The 19,900-nt window shown below is 64.3% G+C and carries 22 protein-coding genes; 14 read left to right on the top strand and 8 right to left on the bottom strand.

The annotated features are described in order from the left end of the window. Positions 1 to 73 precede the first annotated feature (73 nt). From mutM to AC5RU3_RS04420, 4 genes are read right to left on the bottom strand one after another with little or no spacing between them, the layout of a single operon-like run. Positions 74 to 1,108 (bottom strand): bifunctional DNA-formamidopyrimidine glycosylase/DNA-(apurinic or apyrimidinic site) lyase, encoded by a 1,035-nt coding sequence (gene mutM / locus AC5RU3_RS04435; protein WP_493964940.1) that lies wholly within the window; start codon positions 1,106 to 1,108, stop codon positions 74 to 76. A gap of 15 nt (positions 1,109 to 1,123) precedes the next feature. Then, the gene (gene rnc / locus AC5RU3_RS04430) at positions 1,124 to 1,846 is read right to left on the bottom strand and encodes a ribonuclease III (protein ID WP_309071887.1); all 723 of its coding nucleotides are present in this window, start codon (positions 1,844 to 1,846) and stop codon (positions 1,124 to 1,126) included. A gap of 57 nt (positions 1,847 to 1,903) precedes the next feature. Next, positions 1,904 to 2,107: a 50S ribosomal protein L32 gene (gene rpmF, locus AC5RU3_RS04425; protein ID WP_056548281.1), complete on the bottom strand. Its 204-nt coding sequence runs from the start codon at positions 2,105 to 2,107 to the stop codon at positions 1,904 to 1,906. 2 nt (positions 2,108 to 2,109) lie between these two features. After that, entirely contained in the window at positions 2,110 to 2,643 is a 534-nt protein-coding gene (locus tag AC5RU3_RS04420; RefSeq protein WP_375164431.1) for a YceD family protein, read from the bottom strand. Positions 2,644 to 2,860: 217 nt separating this feature from the next. Between AC5RU3_RS04420 and AC5RU3_RS04415 the strand changes: the two genes are divergently transcribed. The 4 genes from AC5RU3_RS04415 to AC5RU3_RS04400 are packed head-to-tail and all read left to right on the top strand — an operon-like array spanning position 2,861 to position 5,865. Beyond that, the gene (locus AC5RU3_RS04415; RefSeq protein WP_309071888.1) at positions 2,861 to 3,292 is read left to right on the top strand and encodes a TOBE domain-containing protein; all 432 of its coding nucleotides are present in this window, start codon (positions 2,861 to 2,863) and stop codon (positions 3,290 to 3,292) included. Beyond that, positions 3,289 to 4,044 (top strand): molybdate ABC transporter substrate-binding protein, encoded by a 756-nt coding sequence (gene modA, locus AC5RU3_RS04410; RefSeq protein ID WP_493964939.1) that lies wholly within the window; start codon positions 3,289 to 3,291, stop codon positions 4,042 to 4,044. Before AC5RU3_RS04415 ends, modA begins: the two co-directional genes overlap by 4 nt. After that, complete coding sequence (locus AC5RU3_RS04405; protein WP_493964938.1) at positions 4,041 to 4,838, top strand: ABC transporter permease; 798 nt, start codon at positions 4,041 to 4,043, stop codon at positions 4,836 to 4,838. The genes modA and AC5RU3_RS04405 overlap by 4 nt, the downstream gene beginning before the upstream one ends. Then, positions 4,828 to 5,865, top strand: coding sequence for a sulfate/molybdate ABC transporter ATP-binding protein (locus tag AC5RU3_RS04400; RefSeq protein WP_309071891.1), 1,038 nt, complete (start codon positions 4,828 to 4,830; stop codon positions 5,863 to 5,865). The genes AC5RU3_RS04405 and AC5RU3_RS04400 overlap by 11 nt, the downstream gene beginning before the upstream one ends. On the opposite strand, the gene AC5RU3_RS04395 is transcribed toward AC5RU3_RS04400, so the two are convergent. Together AC5RU3_RS04395 and coaD are read right to left on the bottom strand one after the other, a co-directional pair. After that, positions 5,853 to 6,167 carry a hypothetical protein gene (locus AC5RU3_RS04395; RefSeq protein ID WP_309071892.1) on the bottom strand — a complete coding sequence of 105 codons (315 nt, stop codon included), beginning with the start codon at positions 6,165 to 6,167 and terminating at the stop codon, positions 5,853 to 5,855. The two genes, AC5RU3_RS04400 and AC5RU3_RS04395, sit on opposite strands and share 13 nt — an antisense overlap. Positions 6,168 to 6,227: 60 nt before the next feature. Then, positions 6,228 to 6,704: a pantetheine-phosphate adenylyltransferase gene (gene coaD, locus AC5RU3_RS04390; protein ID WP_309071893.1), complete on the bottom strand. Its 477-nt coding sequence runs from the start codon at positions 6,702 to 6,704 to the stop codon at positions 6,228 to 6,230. A 79-nt stretch (positions 6,705 to 6,783) separates the two neighbouring features. Between coaD and AC5RU3_RS04385 the strand changes: the two genes are divergently transcribed. The 10 genes from AC5RU3_RS04385 (at position 6,784) to AC5RU3_RS04340 (ending at position 17,651) form a co-directional block, all read left to right on the top strand. Continuing rightward, complete coding sequence (locus AC5RU3_RS04385; RefSeq protein ID WP_493964937.1) at positions 6,784 to 8,010, top strand: aminotransferase class I/II-fold pyridoxal phosphate-dependent enzyme; 1,227 nt, start codon at positions 6,784 to 6,786, stop codon at positions 8,008 to 8,010. Next, complete coding sequence (locus AC5RU3_RS04380; RefSeq protein WP_309071895.1) at positions 8,007 to 8,783, top strand: spermidine synthase; 777 nt, start codon at positions 8,007 to 8,009, stop codon at positions 8,781 to 8,783. The genes AC5RU3_RS04385 and AC5RU3_RS04380 overlap by 4 nt, the downstream gene beginning before the upstream one ends. A 112-nt stretch (positions 8,784 to 8,895) precedes the next feature. Next, entirely contained in the window at positions 8,896 to 9,186 is a 291-nt protein-coding gene (locus AC5RU3_RS04375) for a DUF1540 domain-containing protein (protein WP_309071896.1), read from the top strand. A gap of 222 nt (positions 9,187 to 9,408) precedes the next feature. Beyond that, on the top strand, positions 9,409 to 10,650 hold the full coding sequence (locus tag AC5RU3_RS04370) for a glycosyltransferase family protein (protein WP_309071897.1): 1,242 nt from the start codon (positions 9,409 to 9,411) through the stop codon (positions 10,648 to 10,650). Continuing rightward, the gene (locus AC5RU3_RS04365) at positions 10,637 to 11,944 is read left to right on the top strand and encodes a glycosyltransferase (protein WP_493964936.1); all 1,308 of its coding nucleotides are present in this window, start codon (positions 10,637 to 10,639) and stop codon (positions 11,942 to 11,944) included. Before AC5RU3_RS04370 ends, AC5RU3_RS04365 begins: the two co-directional genes overlap by 14 nt. Then, positions 11,941 to 13,071: a glycosyltransferase family 4 protein gene (locus tag AC5RU3_RS04360; RefSeq protein ID WP_493964935.1), complete on the top strand. Its 1,131-nt coding sequence runs from the start codon at positions 11,941 to 11,943 to the stop codon at positions 13,069 to 13,071. Before AC5RU3_RS04365 ends, AC5RU3_RS04360 begins: the two co-directional genes overlap by 4 nt. Continuing rightward, the gene (locus AC5RU3_RS04355; protein ID WP_493964934.1) at positions 13,068 to 14,900 is read left to right on the top strand and encodes an ABC transporter ATP-binding protein; all 1,833 of its coding nucleotides are present in this window, start codon (positions 13,068 to 13,070) and stop codon (positions 14,898 to 14,900) included. The genes AC5RU3_RS04360 and AC5RU3_RS04355 overlap by 4 nt, the downstream gene beginning before the upstream one ends. Further along, positions 14,897 to 16,090, top strand: a complete 1,194-nt coding sequence (locus AC5RU3_RS04350) for a phosphotransferase (protein ID WP_309124224.1) — start codon at positions 14,897 to 14,899, stop codon at positions 16,088 to 16,090. The genes AC5RU3_RS04355 and AC5RU3_RS04350 overlap by 4 nt, the downstream gene beginning before the upstream one ends. After that, complete coding sequence (locus AC5RU3_RS04345) at positions 16,084 to 17,265, top strand: phosphotransferase (RefSeq protein ID WP_493964933.1); 1,182 nt, start codon at positions 16,084 to 16,086, stop codon at positions 17,263 to 17,265. Before AC5RU3_RS04350 ends, AC5RU3_RS04345 begins: the two co-directional genes overlap by 7 nt. Before the next feature lie 104 nt (positions 17,266 to 17,369). Beyond that, positions 17,370 to 17,651 carry a hypothetical protein gene (locus AC5RU3_RS04340; protein WP_493964932.1) on the top strand — a complete coding sequence of 94 codons (282 nt, stop codon included), beginning with the start codon at positions 17,370 to 17,372 and terminating at the stop codon, positions 17,649 to 17,651. Between the two features lie 57 nt (positions 17,652 to 17,708). On the opposite strand, the gene AC5RU3_RS04335 is transcribed toward AC5RU3_RS04340, so the two are convergent. Continuing rightward, the gene (locus AC5RU3_RS04335) at positions 17,709 to 19,097 is read right to left on the bottom strand and encodes a UDP-glucose dehydrogenase family protein (RefSeq protein WP_493964931.1); all 1,389 of its coding nucleotides are present in this window, start codon (positions 19,095 to 19,097) and stop codon (positions 17,709 to 17,711) included. Between the two features lie 136 nt (positions 19,098 to 19,233). Further along, complete coding sequence (rsmD, locus tag AC5RU3_RS04330; protein WP_493964930.1) at positions 19,234 to 19,800, bottom strand: 16S rRNA (guanine(966)-N(2))-methyltransferase RsmD; 567 nt, start codon at positions 19,798 to 19,800, stop codon at positions 19,234 to 19,236. Between the last annotated feature and the right edge of the window lie 100 nt (positions 19,801 to 19,900).

The raw sequence follows: 19,900 nt of genomic DNA, 5'->3' as shown, positions 1-19,900 counted from the left end.
ATTCTCCTGACGTGTCGGATACCCAGATTTCGAATCTAGTCAGCTTACTTACTTTTGTCACGTCCTGTGACGCTCACCAGCGTCCGTTGCGCGGCCTGGGCTGACACCGGGGGCACGTGTAGGAGGAGCGATTCATGAACGTTTCCCGCCGTATTCGCGACTCCAGGCCGCTCGCAGAACACCTTCGGCAGGGCTCACCCTCCCGGCCATACGCGTTGAGCGAGCGTGCAAAGTAACCGGATGCTCCATTCACGTTGACGTACAGGGAATCAAAGCTGGTTCCCCCCGCATCCAATGCCCGACTCATGACGCTCCGGCACGCCTCAAGCAACCGTGACGCCTCCGCCCGGCGAAGGGTATCTGTTGCTCGCGCATAATGAAGCTTTGCGTCCCAGAGCGATTCGTCGGCATAGATGTTGCCCACACCGGAGATAAGTGTCTGGTCGAGGAGCGCGCGTTTCAGCCCGGTACGCCTGGCGCGCAGTTTGCCGAAGTAGGAATCGAAGGAAAAAGCCGGGTCCAGCGGGTCCCTGGCGATATGTGCTGCCTCAACGGGCACCAACGGCGCCGGGTCCTCCCCCAGTCCGCCGGGAAAACCATCCGGCGTGGTCACCATGCTGGTGACAAAGAGCCCCCCGAAGATTCGCTGGTCGACAAAGCGGAGTTCTTTCGGCAGCGGATCGGCCCCGCCAGTGGACGAAAGCGTGAGGCGTACTTTCAGGTGTTTCTCGTCGGGCTGGTGGGAATCCTCGACCAGCAGCTGGCCGCTCATACCCAGGTGAGCCATCAACGCAACGGCGGATCCGCCGTGCCGTTGCCCGCTGGCAAGCAAGCCACTCGACAATGCTGCGTCCGATCCGGCGTCGTCGGCGGTGTCAGGGAGGGCTGCGCCATCATCCGGACCGGTGAGCGGCAGCCAGAGAAATTTTCCGCGGCGGACGGCATCCGAGATTGAGGCACCCACGAGGTTGCCGATGAAGTCTTCGGTTCCCATTGCGTGGCGGCGGATAGAACGTGGATCCAGAACGTCGACCGCTTCGATACGGCGTCCGCGCACCCACCGCGCGAGCCCACGGCGGACTACCTCCACCTCAGGAAGTTCAGGCATGGCGCAGGCCTGGGGTCACGTGGACTGGCGTTGATCCACGCCCGCCTGAGCGTCGGCGCCCGCCGCCTGCAGCAGCTTCCAGGAGGCTGCTGCGGCCTCCTGCTCGGCTTCCTTCTTGGACCTGCCGGATCCTGAACCGTAGGCGGATCCTCCAATGATCAGGATCGCCTCAAAACGGCGGTCGTGGTCCGGACCGAAGCCGGTGACCTGGTAATCGATCACTCCCATGCGCTGCGCGGCTGCGATCTCCTGAATGCTGGTCTTCCAGTCCGTCCCGGCTCCGAGGGCAGCAGCATCCTGCAGCACGGGGCCGATGATCCGCATGACCAGGCAGCGAGCAGTTTCCATGCCGCTGCTCAGGTAGGTGGCCCCGATAATGGCCTCCATGGTGTCGGCGAGTATGGACGATTTGTCCCAGCCATTGGTCAGTTTCTCCCCCTGTCCCAGGAGGATGTGTTTTCCAAGGTCGAGTCCGCGGGCAATCTCGGCGAGGGCGCGGGTGCTCACGACGGCGGAACGCCGCTTGGCGAGTTCACCCTCCGACAGGTCCGGATTGTCCCGATACAGAGCGTCCGTCACGGACAGACCGAGGACGGCGTCTCCCAGGAATTCGAGTCGCTCGTTCGTCGGAATGCCGCCCTGTTCATAGGCGTAGGAGCGATGTGTCAGGGCAAGACGAAGCGTCTCGGTGTCAATACTGACACCGAGACGCCTCAAAAGATCTTCGGAATTCTCCACGCGGTCGACGCTTTCGCGATCGTTGCAGGCAGCACCGCAGGGCGGTGCCGTCAGCATCTAGACGTCGGCTACCTTGCGGCCCTTGTACTCAAGGAACAGCTCGGTGCCTGCGGAGTCGGTGACAACCTTCGCCTGGTGGGCAAGGCTGTAGGTGACGCGACCGTTCTCTACCGTCTTCACCAGCTTGGGAGCAACAGCCTTCCACTGGGACCGGCGTGCACGCGTATTCGAGCGGGACATTTTCCGCTTGGGAACAGCCACGACTAACTCTCTTCTCTCTTGTCTGACTCTGTCTTAACTTCTGGTTCCGCTGCCTCAGGGCCGGCGGCTGCGCCGGCCAACCCTGTCAGAGCAGCCCAGCGGGGGTCGAGGATCTCGTGCTGGTGTCCGGGGTCCTCTTCCAGACGTGCGCCGCACTCGGCACACAAACCCTGGCAGTCCTCCCGGCAAACCGGCTGGAACGGCAGTGAAGTCACTACCGCATCCCGCAGCACAGGCTCGAGATCGATCGAATCGTTCTCAACCACGCGCTGCACATCCTCCTCTTCATCCTCCGCCAACTCAGGGGCGTCGTAGTAGAAGAGTTCCTGCACATCGACGCTGCTGCCGTAGTTGAGTGGATCAAGGCATCGACCGCATTCGCCGGATACTTCGACGTCTACGGTTCCCGATACCAGGATTCCCTCGTGTACAGCTTCGAACCTCAGGTCCAGCTCCATGTCGGAACCTTCCTGAACGCCGATGAGCGCCACACCAAAATCCTTCGGTGCGGGCACATGTTCTTCGACTGTCCGCATGGTTCCCGGGCTACGCCCGAGATCCCTGACACTGAAGACCAGGGGCGAACTGAGATCGCTTTTGATGAAAACTCCTGTAGAACATATGACCGACGAACCATCTTAGCCCGAAACGAAGCCCCGCCCCAAACTCACTCGCCGGTGGGCTCACGCCACCAGGACGAATCGGTCGGAAAAGTCGGCACGGCGACGCATCCGCGGCTGTAAGGTTACCATTATGGCTCAAATACGTGTACGCGACGCGGCGCAGTTCCTCGGGGTCAGCTCGGACACGGTGCGTCGGTGGATCGATGATGGGACTCTCCACGCCACACGCTCCTCGGGAGTGCTTTCCGTGGACGGGCTGGAACTGGCGCAGTTGGCGCGTGATCGCGCTGTTCTCCCCTCGGACCCCTCCAGTGTGGCGATCTCTGCCCGCAACCGCTTTGTCGGTCTGGTGACGGGTGTGGTGAGTGACAGGGTGATGTCCCAGGTCGAGCTGCAGTGCGGCCCGCACCGGGTTGTTTCCCTGATGAGCACTGAGGCGGTGCGGGAGTTGGGTATAGAGCCGGGCGTCGTCGCGGTCGCCATCGTCAAGGCCACCAACGTGATCGTGGAAACCCCCATCGAGGCGATCCTCGAGCCTCGTTCACCAAGGAGTGCGCGATGAGGCGACCGCTTCGCTCCACAGCCGTAAGCGCCGTCGTCGTTCTGTTGCTGACCGGGTGCGGCAGTAGCGCACCGGCGGCCGGGAAGACTCTGAACGTCTACGCCGCGGCTTCCCTCCAGGCCCCCTTTTCTGACCTCGCATCGGAGTTCGAAGACAGTAATCCCGGGGTGAGCGTGCAGCTGAATTTCGCCGGTTCAAGTGATCTTGCGACGCAGATCATCGCGGGGGCGCCCGCGGACGTCTTCGCTTCGGCCAATCCGGCCACCATGGAGCGCGTTTCTGACGAGGGCCTGCTCGCTTCCCCGCCGCGGGTCTTCGCTACGAATGTGCTGACGATCGTCGTGGGCGAGGGGAACCCACTCGGCATCGACTCCCTGGACTCGCTGGCCGATCCAGCAGTCTCCGTGGTGTTGTGCGCCCCGCAGGTGCCCTGCGGCAGCGCGGCGGAGACACTGCAACAGGCGGCCGCCGTTTCCCTCAACCCCGTCAGTGAGGAGTCCTCCGTCACCGATGTGGTTGGAAAGGTATCCTCCGGCCAGGCCGACGCCGGTCTGGTCTACGTCACCGACGCAAAGGCTGCCGAAGACTCGGTCGATGCGGTGCCGATCAATGAAGCAAAGCAGGCCGAGAACCTGTACCCCATCGCGGTGGTCCGCCCAGGAAACCTGGCGACGGAATTCGCGGACCTGGTAGCCGGCGAGCGCGGGCGGGATGTTCTCTCCGCCTATGGCTTCGGGGACCAGAAACAGTGAATGCAGCCTACTCCGGCGTTCCCCGGTGGCTCATCGCAGTCGCTGCAGCTGGAGCCCTATTCCTGGTTCTGCCACTCGCTGCCATCGTGCTCCGGGTGGAGTGGCTGCGCTTCGGTGAGTTGATCACGTCCGACTCCTCCACCGCTGCCTTGCTCCTCAGCCTCCAGACGTCGGCAACCAGCACCGTGCTGTGTGTGCTTCTCGGCGTTCCCCTGGCTTTCGCCCTCGCCCGAACACGCTTTTGGGGCCAGCACGTGCTACGTGCGCTTGTCCTGTTGCCCCTGGTGCTGCCGCCGGTGGTCGGAGGCATAGCGTTGCTGTACACCTTCGGGCGCCAGGGCCTGCTCGGGGAGTCACTGCGCGTCCTCGGTGTGGACATTGCGTTCTCCACGACCGCCGTCGTGCTCGCCCAGACCTTCGTCGCCCTGCCCTTCCTCGTGCTCAGTCTGGAGGGAGCCCTGCGCACAGCCGGCACCCGGTACGAAACAGTCGCAGCGACGCTAGGCGCACGTCCAACCACGGTCCTCCTCCGGGTTAGCCTTCCTCTTGTCGGGCCAGGTATCGTCGCGGGTGCGGTGCTGTCTTTTGCCCGTGCTCTTGGTGAATTCGGAGCGACGCTGACCTTCGCCGGCAGCCTGCAGGGCGTCACCCGCACCCTGCCGCTTGAGATCTACCTGCAGCGTGAGACGGATGCGGATGCCGCCGTCGCACTGTCCCTCGTGCTTGTGGCTGTCGCCGTCATAGTGGTCGCTCTGGCACACCGAATTCAGGAGGGCGATGCCCGTGAGCCTTGAGTGCAGCGCGAGGATCGATGCACGCAACGTTGACGTACGCCTCTCTGTCGCAACAGGCGAGACGGTTGCGGTGATGGGTCCCAATGGCGCCGGCAAGTCGACCCTCCTCGGTGTACTGGCGGGACTTGTCCGCCCCGATCACGGCTCAGCCGTGCTTGATGGAAAAACCCTGTACGACGGCGGCGCGTCGCTGCCGCCGTATGCGCGCGGGGTCGGGCTCCTGGCGCAGGAGGCGTTGCTTTTCCCGCACCTCTCCGTTCTGGAGAACGTCGCATTCGGGCCGAGGTGCGCAGGTGTCCCGCGCAAGCTGGCCCGTGCGAGGGCACACCGCTGGCTGGGCGAGGTCGATGCCGCCTCACTCGCCGACCGCCGGCCGGCGAGCCTCTCCGGCGGGCAGGCACAGCGGGTGGCTGTGGCGCGCGCGCTCGCGACCGAACCTTCGCTCCTCCTCCTGGATGAGCCGTTGGCTGCACTGGACATATCGGTTGCCCCCATGCTGCGCAGGACCCTGCGACGGGTGCTTGATGGTCGCAGCGCGATCATCGTCACGCATGACATGGTGGACGCCCTGCTGCTCGCGGACCGGGTGATCGTGATTGACGGGGGGCGCATTGTGGAGGACGGGCCTACCCGATCAGTCCTGGAACGGCCCAGAAGCAGTTTCGCAGCGAGCCTGGCGGGCGTGAACCTGATAACGGGCACGACGGTCCCCGACGGTGTGCTCACACCCACCGGCCTGCATCTTGCCGCCATGATGGACGAGGAACTTCCCCTCGGGGAGGAAGCCGCTGCCATCTTCAGCCCACGGGCGGTGGCGGTGCACCGGGCACGGCCAACGGGCAGCCCGCGCAATGTCCTGGCTGTGACGATCACCGACCTCGAGCAACACGGAGCCCGGACGACCGTGCGGGCCGGTCATCTGAGCGCGGAAATCACCACGGCATCGGCGGCGGAGCTTGATGTGGAGCCCGGAGTGGAGGCATTCTTCAGCGTGAAGTCGGCAGAGGTCAGCGTCTACCTGCGCTGATCAGCATCTCCGGCATTGGAAGCTCCGAAGTCGTGTGATGCCCCCTGCGCGGGTCCGGTACCGCTTCCCGCGGAGCTTCCCATCGCCTGGACGGAGGCCTCGTCCAGGAGGTCTCTATCATCGAGTTCCTCGTTCAGCTCTTCCCTGCGGTGCTCGGTCTCGGGTTCAGGAGAACCCTCCTGCAAGTACTCGACCTCAAGCTGGCGGTGCACCTTGCTGTTGAGCACCTCAACCTCGTGGTCCTCCAACTGATTCAGGTTCTCCGGGAACGGATCCTCCGGTTTGATGCGGCTCTTGCCCACTATTCGTCCTTCTATTCCGGCTGGCCCAGGAGTGTTGATTGTACTGGCGCCGCCGTGTTTTCACGCGGTTGTGTCCTTCAGTCTTTTGAGAACCGCTTTCGGCACGAAGGGCGAGATGTCTCCGCCGAGAGCAGCCACTTCCTTCAACAGGGTGGACGACAGGTGGGAATAGCTCGCCTCTGCAGGGATGAAGACAGTTTCGATACCGGCCAGCTGGCGGTTCATCGTGGCCATCGGCAGCTCATAGTCGAAGTCGGCGCTGGAACGCACCCCCTTGACGATCAGGTTCGCTCCGTTCTCCCGACAGAACTCCGCCAGCAAGCCGCCGCCCATCGGCATGACGGACACACCTCGAAGATAAGTGAGGGTTTCGCTGGCGATCTCCAGCCGCTCCTCGAGCTCAAAGCGGTACTTCTTCGCATAGTTGGTAGACACCGCCACGATCACTTCATCGAAAAGACTCGCGGCACGTGCAATGACTTCAAGGTGACCGTTGTGAATTGGGTCAAAGGATCCGGGGCAGACTGCTCGGCGCATGGTACGAATCTACCGCGTGGCCATCACACTGCGCCTGAGGAGTCACACGCGGATGTGGAGGTTCGACATACTGGACGACATGGAATTGAAGCGACCCGCGGACACTGGACAGCTCTCGGGATGGCAGCGCACTGCGCAGGGCGCCAATCTCCTCTCCCCCGAGGGCGGCCTGGGTACCGTCATTTTCGAGGAGATTACCGCGCTCGCTGCACAGCACGGTGCAATCAACCTCGGACAGGGCTACCCCGACGAGGATGGTCCCGACCTGCTGCTGAACTCGGCCCGCGAAAACATCGCCTCGGGGATGAACCAGTACGCACCGGGCCGCGGTATGCCGCAACTGCGGGAGGCAATAGCGGCGCATCAGTCACGTTTCTACGGCCTGCCGATAGATCCGGAACGGGAGGTAACCGTCTCCACCGGAGCAACCGAGGCAATCGCCGCATCGATACTCGCGTTTGCCGGTCCGGGCGATGAGGTTCTCACGTTCGAACCGTTCTACGACTCCTACGGTGCGATCATCGGTCTCAGCGGCGCACGCCACACAACTGTGCCGCTGGTGGCGCCCGATTTCCAGCCGGACCTGGACGCCCTGGAATCCGCCATGAGCGATCGGACGCGGGTTATCGTCGTGAACAACCCGCACAATCCGATGGGCACGGTCTTTTCCCGGGAGTCACTCGAACGCGTGGTCGAGTTGGCGGAACGGTTCGGTGCGATCATCGTGACCGACGAGGTGTACGAACATCTGACCTTCGAGCAACAGCACACCCCCCTCGCCACGTTTCCTGGCGCCTGGGAGCGCACTGTCTCCATTTCGTCAGCGGGGAAGACCTTCTCCGTCACCGGCTGGAAGGTCGGCTGGCTGACCGGTCCGCAGGTCCTCGTGGACGCTGTACGCAGCGTGAAATCCTTCCTGAGTTACAGCTCCGGCACCCCGTTCCAACCGGCGGTCGCGCTGGGTCTGGGCATGGACGATGAGTTTTACCACTCGATCGCCGACTCCCTGCGGCACAAGCGGGATGTACTCGCAGTTGGCCTGCGCGCCGCGGGCTTCGAGGTCTACACACCACAGGCAACCTACTTCACCGTGGTGGACGCGGAACCTCTGGGCATCACGGATGCCACGGCCCTGGCCCGGCGTCTGCCTGAACTTGTCGGTGTGGCAGCCATTCCCATACCGGTGTTCTGCCACGAGGACGGCGCGCGCCGTACGCGGTCGCTGCTCCGGTTCGCGTTCTGCAAGAAGGAAGAAGTGTTGACCGACGCGGCGCAGCGCCTGGCAACGCTCCGGGACAGGATATGAGCGTTCCCTCGAGGTACCTGCGCAGCGCAGGTGCGCACGCCGAGATCGACGGCGACGCCTTCAATGAGGGCGCGTTCATCCTCAGCATCGGCGGGGCGCAGCAGTCGCACGTGGATCTGGCCGATCCGCGGAACGTGTTCTATGAGTACCTGCGCAGGATCGCCAACGTCCTCGATGTATTCAAGCCCGAGGGCGAGCCCATCCGTATCCTGCACCTGGGAGCCGGCGCCCTGACCCTTGCGCGCTACATTCAGGCAACCCGGCCGGGATCCCGCCAGGTTGCTGTTGAGCGCGAACGGGAGCTGCTCGCATTCGTCCTGGAACACCTGCCCCTGCCGCCGGGCACGGACTGTGAGCTCTTGATCGAAGACGCCCGCGACACCCTTGAGGCCAGCGATGCAGGAGCTTTCGATGCCGTGGTCCTCGACGTTTTCTCCGGCGCTGACGGTGCAACCGAGCTTGCCACCCCAGAGGTGTACGCCCTGCTCACGCGGGCGGTCGGGCCAGGCGGAGTGGCACTGGTGAACGTCGGTGACGATCCGCCGCTTGCCTTCGCGCGTGAACAGGCGCGTCTGCTGCAGGACACGTCGTACGACGTCGCTGCGCTGGCAGAGACCGGTATGTTCACCGGCCGGCGCGCCGGCAATATCGTCCTCGTGGCAAGCCAGCGGTGGGACTCGGAATGGACGTCAGCACTGACGGCTGCCGGGCCCCATCCTGCGGCCATCCTCACCGGCCCCGACTATGAGGATTTCGCCAAGCTACAACCGTGATTTACGCGCAAGGATCATGCGCTATTGAACCGGTGTCATCGAGTCGAAGCCGCAGTACCGTTGAATGACAGCACGGGTAGGACAGTTTCCGAACCACCACCACGGAGGAATCATGACAGCGGAAATCACGGAAGTATCCGATTGCAGCGTTCACAACTGCGCCTTCAACCATGACGGCTGCACGGCCTACGCCATCACGGTCAGCGGAAGTCCGGAGCATGCCTCCTGCGCCACCTTCATCGACACGTCTGAGACGGGCGGACTGCCCATGATCCTGGCTCACGTCGGTGCCTGTCAGCGCACCGAATGCGTCCACAACAGTCACCTCATGTGCAACAAACACGACGTAAAGATCGGCTCCGGCGCGGATCTCGCGGATTGCCTCTCCTACCAGCCCAGGTAGGGGTTGTTGGAGCATGCGGTTAGCTAGTGCCCGCTCAAACCTGCGCTGACGCCGCAGGTTGGGCGGGCACTGCTCTGCCTGCGGTGCTTTCCTGCGGCGGATGTGGGGATGCCGACATGAGAGCTCTCTCATGAATGGCTCACAAACATCTCATGGCCGGCTGGCTAAATGGGGAACCTGCGGTCATACCTGACGAAGGTCGCGGGGAAGGTTGGTCACGCTATGAAGACGAGTGACATCGGGGTCACCAAGGCCGCATCGCACACACCCCGAACACTGCGCGTGGTCCTGTACTCCCACGACTCCCAGGGCTTGGGCCACACCCGACGCAATCTTGCCCTCGCCCACTCACTCACCGGCAGCTTCAAGCGGGCCGGACAAAAGGTCAGCGGCGTGCTTGTCACGGGAGTCGCAGGGGCTACCCGATTCGATACCCCTGAGGGGTGGGACTGGGTGGTTGTGCCCGGGATCGCCAAGGGCGCCGATGGTTATCTGCCCCGGAACCTCGCGCTGAAGCAGACAAAAATGATCAAACTCCGGTCATCCCTCATTTCCGCGGTGCTCACTGACTTCCGTCCGCACCTCGTCGTCGTGGACCGGCACCCATTCGGCGTCGACCATGAACTGGTCGACGGATTGGAGCGGCTGCGGCGTAAGCGGCCTTCCTGCCGAGTGGTGCTCGGGCTGCGTGAAGTCCTCGACCAGCCGGCGGCGGCCCGCCGGGAATGGGAAGCCCTGGACCTTGAGCAGGTGCGTCGGTGCTTCGATGAGCTCTGGGTTTACGGAGACCCGCTGGTACACGACCCGGTACGCAGCGGAGAGATCCCCCCGCCCCTCGCCCACCTGGTGCGGCACACCGGCTACCTTTCCCGGGGGCGCCCGGTGCGCCGTCGTACCGGTTCTACTGCTATCCCCTTCGTGGTCACCATGGCAGGGGGCGGCTCGGATGGCCTTGACGTCACCCTGACTGCTGCGCGGGCGGCACTGCCTTCAGGGCTTGAACACCTCATCGTCACCGGGCCGCAGATGCCAAAGGACGACCGCGCGAAGGTGGAAGCGGCCGCCGGTCCCGGAACGCACGTTGTTGGCTCCGTCCGCGACGCACTCGCCGAGATCGAGTCCGCGGCCGCCGTCGTCGCGATGGGCGGTTACAACACCGTCTGCGAAATCATGAGCACCACTACCCCGGCCCTGATCGTGCCCCGGGTGCAGCCGCGCCGGGAGCAGCTGATCCGGGCTCGCGGTCTCGCACGCCATCAATTGCTCGATTTCTGCCATCCCGATGAGTTCACGTCCAGCGTATTGTCCGCCTGGTGGCTGGAGGTGGCCGGGCGGCAGGTCGCCCGGAACGGAGTGAACCTTGACGGCCTGGCGACAACCTACGAGTACGCCGCCGACCTCCTCACCCGGCAGACGAAGACCACGCCCCGACGAACGGATTGGACCCATCATGCAGCTGTCTAGCACCGGGCGCGTCGGCTACGTCGTCAAAATTTATCCGCGCTTCTCGGAAACTTTCATCGTTACCGAGATCCTGGCACGAGAGGCAGCGGGGGAGAATCTGGAGATCTATTCCCTCCGCCCGCCTGTGGACCCGCGGTTCCACCCCGAACTGGCGCGGGTGCAGGCACCGGTCACCTACGTGACGCGTCCCCACAAGCTGTCCGAAGGCTGGGCAATCATCGCGGCCGCACACAGTGTCATCCCGAACTTCGCCCAGCGGTTCGCTGCGCTGCTGCCCGATCTTGCCGAGTGCGAAGCCTCCGAGGTGCACCAGGGCGTGGAACTCGCCACCCGCGTTGTGGAGCGCGGGATCACCCACCTGCACGCACATTTCGGTTCGATCGCGGCACGGACCGCGCGCATCGCATCGGTGCTTGCAGGCGTCCCCTTCTCCTTCACAGCGCACGCAAAGGACATCTACCACGAGCAGGTCGACCAGGCCGCCCTCATCCGGCTGATGCAGGACGCCCACCACACCGTCACGGTGAGCGATTTCAACCACCGTTACCTCTCGACCCTTGCTCCGGCCGCGTCGGGTCGGCTCCACCGGGTCTACAACGGGCTGGAGCTCGACCGCTTCGCGTACAGAGACCCGGCACCCGTCCATACGCCGTTTCGGATCGCCGCCGTCGGCAGGCTGGTCGAAAAGAAGGGCTTCTCCGTCCTAATCGATGCTGTGAGTGCGCTGGTGCGCGCCGGGCAACAGGTCGACGTCCGCATCGCCGGCGGCGGCGAGCTGGCCGAAGAACTGACCGCACGTATCAGGCTGCTCGATCTGGAGGGGCACATCCAGCTTCTCGGCCCCCGAACACAGAGCGAAGTGATAGAGCTGCTGCGCTGGGCGGACGTTTTTGCGGCGCCGTGCGTGATCGGTGCGGACGGAAACGCGGACGGTCTGCCGACCGTACTGCTTGAAGCCATGGCGATGGGCGTGGTCTGCATCGGCTCCGATGTGACCGGGATACCGGAGGTACTCGCAGGTGACGACGGCAGCAGCACCGGGTTGCTCGTCCGAGCGGGGAACCTCGAGGACCTGACCCATGCCCTGGCCACCGTGGCCTCGCACCCCTTCCCCCGGGTGGAAACAGCGCGCTCTGCCCGCGCACTGATTGAACGATCCTTTGATTCGCGGGTCCAATCCGTTCGGCTTCAGGAATTGTGCAGCGCCGCGGCTGCGGATCCCGGTCGTTTCACCGCTTCATCGTCGTCACCGGACTCGTCACCGGCCTCCGCCCTTGAGGTGGTGGCCCCATGAAGCGGATCGCCTATGTGTGTGTGGATCCCGGCGTACCGGTGTTCGGCACCAAGGGAGCTTCCGTGCACGTGCAGGAGATCGTGCGGGCCTGGCGCAACCGGGGCGCCGAGGTGACGGTCTACTGCACCCGGCCCGGCGATGACATCCCTGCAGACCTTGCGGACCTGCCCGTCGTCGTCGTACCGGTAAAGGGTAAAGGTGCCGACAGGGAGGCTTCCCAGGCACAGGCTGCTGCGGAGCTCGCCGAGCGCGTGGTGAAGGATGGCGCGAGCGCGGTCTATGAGCGTTACTCCCTGTTCAGTGATGCCCTCGCACGCGTGACTGAACAGCTCGGGGTCCCCGGCTTCCTCGAGGTCAACGCACCGCTGATCGACGAACAACGGACGCACCGGACCTTGCATGATGAAGCGGCTGCCTTGACCGCGCTACGGGCGCAGGTCGCCGCCGCTGCACGCACTGTCTGTGTCTCGGACCCGGTGACAGCCTGGGTGCAGGCCCGTGTGGGCGAGGAACACCACGAGCGGATCAGGACGGTTGCCAACGGCGTCAACGTGAGACGCATCCGCCCGAGCGAAGAGGCACCCGGCATGCCTGTTGTTGCCTTCGTTGGGACACTCAAGCCCTGGCACGGGGTCGAAACGCTGATCAAGGCACAAGCCTCCGGATCCCGTGAGTGGACACTGCGGATCGTCGGGGACGGCCCCCAGGGTGCCGAACTTCGCAGCCTGGCCGCAAGCGTCCACGCCGACGTGGAATTCACCGGCGCCGTAGCACCCGAAATGGTGCCCGGCGTCCTTGCCGGATGTTCCATCGCAGCAGCGCCGTATCCGCAGACCTCCGCCGAGAGTGACCAGTACTTCTCGCCGCTGAAGATCTATGAGTACTGCGCCGCTGGCCTGCCGGTGGTTGCCTCCCGGGTGGGACAGGTGCCGCACATCATTGACGACGGCGTCACCGGGCTCCTCGTCGAACCATCAGATCCCGCGGCGCTCGCCCAAGCGCTCGACGGACTCGCGGCCGCGCCTCTGGCCAGGGCCGCAATGTCCTCCGCAGCGAGGCGGGCCGCTACCGAACACCACAGTTGGGACACCGTTCTGGACCGCATCACAGAGGAGGTGCATCCATGACCTCCGCTCAGCCCGAAATCCCGGATAAGTCCGCCCTGCGCCGCACGCTTGGGGTTATCAGGCCCCATCTGGGCGGCCAGGGACTACTCATGATCGGCGGCGTCCTCGTGCTGCTGTGCGAGGTGGCTTTCCGGGTTCTCGAGCCGTGGCCGGTCAAGTTCGTCGTGGACGCCGTAACGCGCAGCCTCGGCGCAGATCTCGCCGGCACAGGCCCCGAAGCGACGCCAATGCTCCTTCTGGCATGCGGCGCTGCGCTTGTCTTTTTCACTGGTATGCGTGCGGTCTGCAACTTCTTCGCAACAATTGCCTTCGCCCTCGTGGGTTCGCGCGTTGCGACAAAGCTGCGCGCCAGTGTCTTCAACCACGTGCAGTCACTGTCCGCACGCTTCCACTCTGCCAACCGCACCGGCGACACCGTCCAGCGCCTGGTCGGCGACGTCGGGCGACTCCAGGAGGTCGCCGTCACCGCGGGGATGCCGCTACTGGCCAACTGCATCACGCTCGTGGCGATGGCAGGCGTCATGTTCTGGCTTGATCCGCTGCTGGCTCTCGTGGTGATCGCCGCATGCGCGGGTTTCCTTCTCCTCTCCAGAATGAGCACGGACAAGATCACCGTCGCGGCACGCAAGACGCGCAAAGGTGAAGGCTCTCTGGCCAACACCGCGCAGGAGAGCCTTGGCGCGATACGGGTGGTACAGACCTACGGTCTGGAACGCACGCTCTCGGACCGTTTTGGAAGCAGCAACCAGAAAACGCTGAAGGAGGGCGTCCGCTCCCGCCGGCTGGCGGCTGCCCTGGAGCGCAGGACTGACGTGATAGTGGGCGTTGCTACCGCCGTCGTCCTTGCAGGCGGTGGCTGGCGGGTGGTCCAGGGGGCTATGACTCCGGGCGATCTGGTGCTTTTCCTGATGTATCTCAAGACCGCAATGAAACCGCTGAGGGACCTTGCGAAGTACACGGGACGGATTGCCCGCGCGACAGCCTCAGGCGAACGAGTGGCTGAGCTGCTCGAGGAGGAGGTGGATATCGTCGATTCCCCCACTGCGCTTCCGCTCGGCAAGGTATGGGGGGAACTGGAGTTCAGGAGTGTCACCGCGTCCTACAACGGCAGAACCGTGCTCTCCGACCTGACGCTCAGCCTGCAGGAGGGGCGGAACACGGCCATCGTAGGGCCCTCGGGATCCGGCAAGTCGACGCTGCTCTCCCTCATTGTCAGAACGATGGATCCCGAGAAAGGCTCGGTCCATCTGGACGGCGTGAACCTGACGGACATCACTCTTGCATCCCTGCGCTCCAACGTGAGCCTGGTTCTTCAGGAAGCGGTCCTGTTCACCGGAACCATCCGCGAGAATATTCGCTTCGGCCGTCTCTCCGCCACCGACGAGGATGTCGAACAAGCCGCCAGGCTCGCACAGGCGCATGGCTTCATCACCAGCTTCCCCGACGGTTATGACACCGCCGTCGGCGAGCGCGGCGGAACTCTGTCCGGAGGCCAGCGGCAGCGCATCGCTATTGCCCGTGCCATTCTGCGGAACACCCCAGTCGTCCTTCTGGACGAGGTCACCACGGGCCTCGACCACAGCGCAAGGACGGACGTGCTCGAAGCGCTCGCGTCGCTGAGTGCCGGCCGGACCACGGTGACCGTTACCCATGAAGCGTCAGTTGCCCTGAAGAGCGACCGGATTCTCTGGCTCCAGGATGGCCGGATACTGCTGGACGGCTCCGCTGAGGAACTGATGAAGTATCCGATGTTTGCACGGTGGGTGGACGAACAACGGCGGTCTGGGCAGGACCGGGTCCGCTCTGCCCCGGTTGGGAGTGCGCAGTGAGTCGCGTGCGTACTCCCCTCGATCCCCGGTTGAACTCCCTCGAACTGCTCTTCGATCCTGATTCACTGAGCACCCTGTTCGGCCGCCCGGTGAAAGTGAACCACCTGCGCTGGAAGCGCGCCACCTCCGCCGTAGCGAGGTTGCACGACGACGACGGCGTCCGCTGGCTTGCCCTCTACGCGACGGACACGTCGGTGAAACTGGAGAAGACTTTCCGGCGCGCGCTGACGCACAACCTCGATCTGGAGCGCTTCGTGCTCGACGACGGTGTGCTGGCGAGCGGCCCCGTGCCGCTCGATCCGCGCCTCTATGCAACTCTTCGGCCTTTCCGCCGTGCTGCGCCCTCCCCGCTCTGGCCCCGGGTGCAGGTGCTGAAATACAACCCTTTCCGCCGCGTCGTCTTCGGGCTGACGGTTTCCGGCGGCCTCCGTCTTGTCGGCCGTGCAGGGTCGTCCACGCCGTCGGTGACGCGCGGGATGCTCTCCGAGCTCGCAGCGGGCGGAGTCCCGGTACTGGTTCCCGTTGATCCGGCTGACCTCCCGTCGCAGTTACCGTCCGGGCGCCACGTGGAGTACCTGCCGTGGTACGGCAACGGGGACCTCAGCAGCCTCCCGCATGAGGATGGAGAACAAGCCGCTCGTCAGGCGGGGGCGGCGCTCGCCTTGCTGCACGCGCAACCGCCGATTCACGCGACGCTGTCCTGGCGTGCCCCTGCCGGACGGTTGCGCTCACTCGTCAGGGAGAACACTGTACTGATGCCGGAAAACCACGACCGTCTTGCCCGTGTGCAGGCTCAACTTGAGCAGTTGCTGCGGCGGCCCGGCCGGGCTGCCGTCATCCACGGCGACTTTTCCGCCGATCAGGTGCTGGTGGACGGCAAGAGTGTGCGGCTCATTGATTTCGAGCGGTGTTCCTACGGTGCGGCCGCCTCTGATCTTGGCAGCTTTGCCGCCGTCGAAGCGCTGGGCGCCCAGCAGGTCGACCGCCGTACCATCCTCACGCTGCCACGCACGGCCGCTCTGCTTGACGGATACGGCGTGGGTCCCACCACCGTGAATGAGTCCGAGGTGCTGGGGTGGACCTGCTTCTACCTCCTGAACCGCCTCAGGGAGCCCTTTCGTGCCTGCTCGCCCGACTGGCACGCGCAGTTGGAACACCGCCTCGAAATGATTGAGGAAGTGTTGTGGTGATAATTCCCGACGAGCTTGTGGATGAGCAGGGAAAGCACGTGCGGGTCCTCCGCGCCTGGCCGCGCCACGACGGCAGCCTGACCATCGAGGGCCGGGAAAGCAGCAGCGGTAAGGTTCGGGCGGGTCGGATCGATGCCCGAGGCCGAACGTTGCTGGTGCCTTTCCGCAGCGATGCCTCTCTCCCCGGTCTGACTCCGGACGCTCCCGCGGGTGAACTGTTGGTGCACCGACTGAAGCGACGCGCCGTTGTGCGGACGGACGGGCAGTACCGCAAATTCGTCGCGGGCGGGAAGGCCCGCTCGGTTGCGGACGCGCACCGGGCGGCGGCAACCTGCCTCGCCGCGTCCGGATTGGCCGTGCCCGACGTCGTCGCCTCCGATGATTTCGGTCTCACCCTTACGGCGGTTCCCGGTCTGAGCCTGTTTGAGCTGGGGCGGCGACTGCCCAACTCTGACGTTGGACCAACCGATACGTCGGCCGATGCCGGCGTCCCAGCGCAACCCAACAGCCCCGCCCCACCCAACCACCCAGCCGAACACGACTCTCTGCAACATAACCAGTGGGGACAGGCCTGGAAGCTGTGGGCGGACCGATGGCCGGCGTTTGTGGAAGCGGCGGGCGCAGTGATACCAGCCGTCTCGGGCAGCTACACTGCCACCGATGAAATTGCCACAGTTAAGCGCTGGACGAGTCTCGCAATGTCGACGGGTGCACTTCACTTGCCGGAGGACCGCGTCAGCGGCGCGTTGGCTCTGGTCGCGCGATCGCTGGCGGCCGCGGGCTCCTCCACCGGTGTGGCCCACCGCGATCTGCATGACAAACAGATCCTGGCTGAACCTGAAACCGGTTCTGTCGGAGTCATTGACTGTGACACCTTGACGGTGGCCGAACCCGCTCTGGATCTGGCGAATCTGTCGGTGCATCTGGACTTCCGGGTAGCGCAGGGACTGCTTCGAACCGGCGCCGCCACAGTGGGGAAGCGCAACATCCGCGCGGTCGCTGACTCGCTCAGAGTTCCAGAGGCACGCCTCAATGCCTATGCCGCAGCGACCGCGCTGCGGCTCGCCTGTATCTATTCCTTCAGGCCGCCCTACCGCACGACGGCGCGCAACTGGTTCGCCGGCCTTGAGGCGAACCTCCGCTCCGGAAGGCCACTCATTGATACCGCCGCCTGAGGCTTTCGCGAGCAGGTGAACCGCAGGTAACAAGCCCATGCCGATTCGCTAACGACACGACGCACACACTGGAATAGTCAGCTAGCTGTTCAATACTTGGATGCATGGGAACGCAGCAACTTGAACGCACGGATCAGGCACCAGTACCGCGGGCGATGCGCTGGGATTGCGCACCGGCGGTGATCGTCATACTGGCAGTTGCAGCGTTCTGGATTGGCGGGTCGCTGGAGTGGTTCGAGATGCTTCGCGTTCCGGTGAATGCGGTCGGAAGCGTCGTCGGGCTCTACCTGATGCTGGCCGCGGTGGCGGGTTCGATAGTGCTGGGTGGTGGCGCCGCCATCGATCTTGCCCGCCGGCTGAACCGCAAATCCGAATCGAACCGGTAGCGGCACTCGTCCTCCGCCACGCACCGGTGGCGACACTCAGGATCCGGTGCCAGGGTTTCACACTGACGGCATGACGCTGCCCGGCTGCAGTGCGCGCTCGGAGAACTGGTTCCCCAGGCCCACAACCGGAGCGGCTGCCTTCGGTCGGCCGAGTGCGCGGTAGGTCCATCCGGCGTCGCGCCACAGGACTGGATTCAGGCAGTTCCGCCCATCCACGACGGCCGGGCGGGCGACCAGCTCGCCGAGGATCTTTGGATCGAGCGCTCGGTATTGCTCCCACTCGGTCAATACCAGCACTGCGTCGGCGTTCTTCACCGCGTCTTCAACCGACAAGGTGTAGCTGAGGTCCGGGAACCTCCGAGATGCATTGGGGACAGCTTCCGGATCGCTCGCAGTCACAGCCGCTCCCTGAAGCTGAAGTTGCGCCGCAACGCTCAGAGCAGGCGAATCACGGACGTCATCCGAGTTCGGCTTGAAAGCCAGACCAAGAACTGCGATGCGTTGGCCCAGCAGCGTTCCACCGCACACCTCCCGCGCCAGATCCACCATCCGTGAACGCCGCCGCATGTTGATGGAGTCCACCTCCCGCAGGAAGGTCAAGGCCTGATCAGCCCCCAACTCTCCTGCTCTGGCCATGAACGCACGGATGTCCTTCGGTAGGCATCCGCCGCCGAACCCCAACCCGGCGTTCAGGAACTTCCGCCCGATCCTCGCGTCGTGCCCGATAGCGTCTGCAAGTATCGAGACGTCCGCGCCGGTTGCCTCGCAGACCTCCGCCATGGCGTTGATAAAGGAGATCTTCGTTGCTAGGAACGCGTTCGCCGAAACCTTCACCAGCTCGGCAGTCTCGTAATCCATCACCAACCGCGGTCGGCCATCGGAAAGCGCCTGGGCGTACACCTCGTCGAGAATGAGCTGCGCACCGCTGTTTGTCCTGTCAAGCCCGTAGACAAGCCGGTCCGGCTCCAGTGTGTCCTGGACGGCGAATCCTTCGCGCAGGAACTCCGGGTTCCAGGCCAGGGTGGCCTCAGGGCACGCACCAGCGATCCTCCCCGCAAGATCGCGCGCTGTCCCCACAGGGACCGTGGATTTGCCCACCACCACATCGCCGGCTTGGAGGTGCGGCAGCAGCGCATCGACGCTTGCATAGACATGGCTCAGATCCGCACCGTTCTCCGCCCGCTTCTGGGGTGTTCCGACGGCGATGAAGTGCACGGCGGAACCCGCAACATCGGCGATACGTGTGGAGAAACGCAGCCGGCCGGTGCCGAGAGCCTCGGCGAGCAGGTCCGGAAGTCCCGGTTCATAGAACGGGGCCTCCCCAGCGTTGAGAGTGGCGACTTTCGCCTCATCGACGTCAATGCCCACAACCTCATGTCCAAGCTTCGCCATGCACGCCGCGTGCACTGCTCCCAGGTACCCGCACCCGATGACCGATAACCGCATAATGAACGCCCCTTGCTCCGCGCTTCAGTGATCCTGCAGACACGGTACGGACGCTGGATGGGGAGCAGATGAACTGAAGATGAGAGTTAGATGAGATTGGGCAGTCCGGCCAGTGCTCGTCGGTGCTCAGGTGCGGTCAAACGGGCTCGACATACCAAAGCCTGGTCTCCCCATATTTTTTCTCGGCGAACCGCTCGATGCCGGGGGGCCAGTCCGGCTCGCCGGACCGTGACGAGCGCTCAACTACCACGATGGCTCCCTCCGCCAGATGGGGAACAAGGGCGGACAGGATTCTCATCAGCGGCGCGTCCTCAAGCGGGTAGGGCGGATCCATCAGCACCACGTCCCAGAGGACCTCCTCCGGAACCCGGCTCAGGTAGGTCTCCACCTTGGTTCGATGCACACGAACGCAGGTCCATCCAAGCACCTTATTCATCACATCTGCGTTCGCCTTGCAGGCCGCCGCCGCCCGGTCGGCAGCCTCCACGAGGTCAACAGTTGCGGCTCCCCTGCTTGCCGCCTCCACCCCAAGTGAACCGGAACCGGCAAAGAGGTCCAGCACGTGCGCACCGGTCAGGATGTTGTATGCGTCCAATCGGGAGAAGAGCGCTTCCTTGACGCGATCGGTGGTGGGCCTCGTCGCATTTCCCGGGACGCCGGCAAGCGGAGTTCCCCCTGCGGCGCCCGCGATGATTCGACTCATGAAGAAACACTCTAAACTACTGGCAGTTTCCGCCTCCTGCATGGTCAAATGAGTGCAGCCGAAAAGCAGCCGCGTTAGCGAAGTGCGAGCGGCGCGCGCC

The sequence above is a fragment of the Arthrobacter sp. MDB1-55 genome (assembly GCF_059092925.1).
Note: the sequence above shows the minus strand (reverse complement) of the source record. Positions and strands in the feature narration are given on the sequence as shown.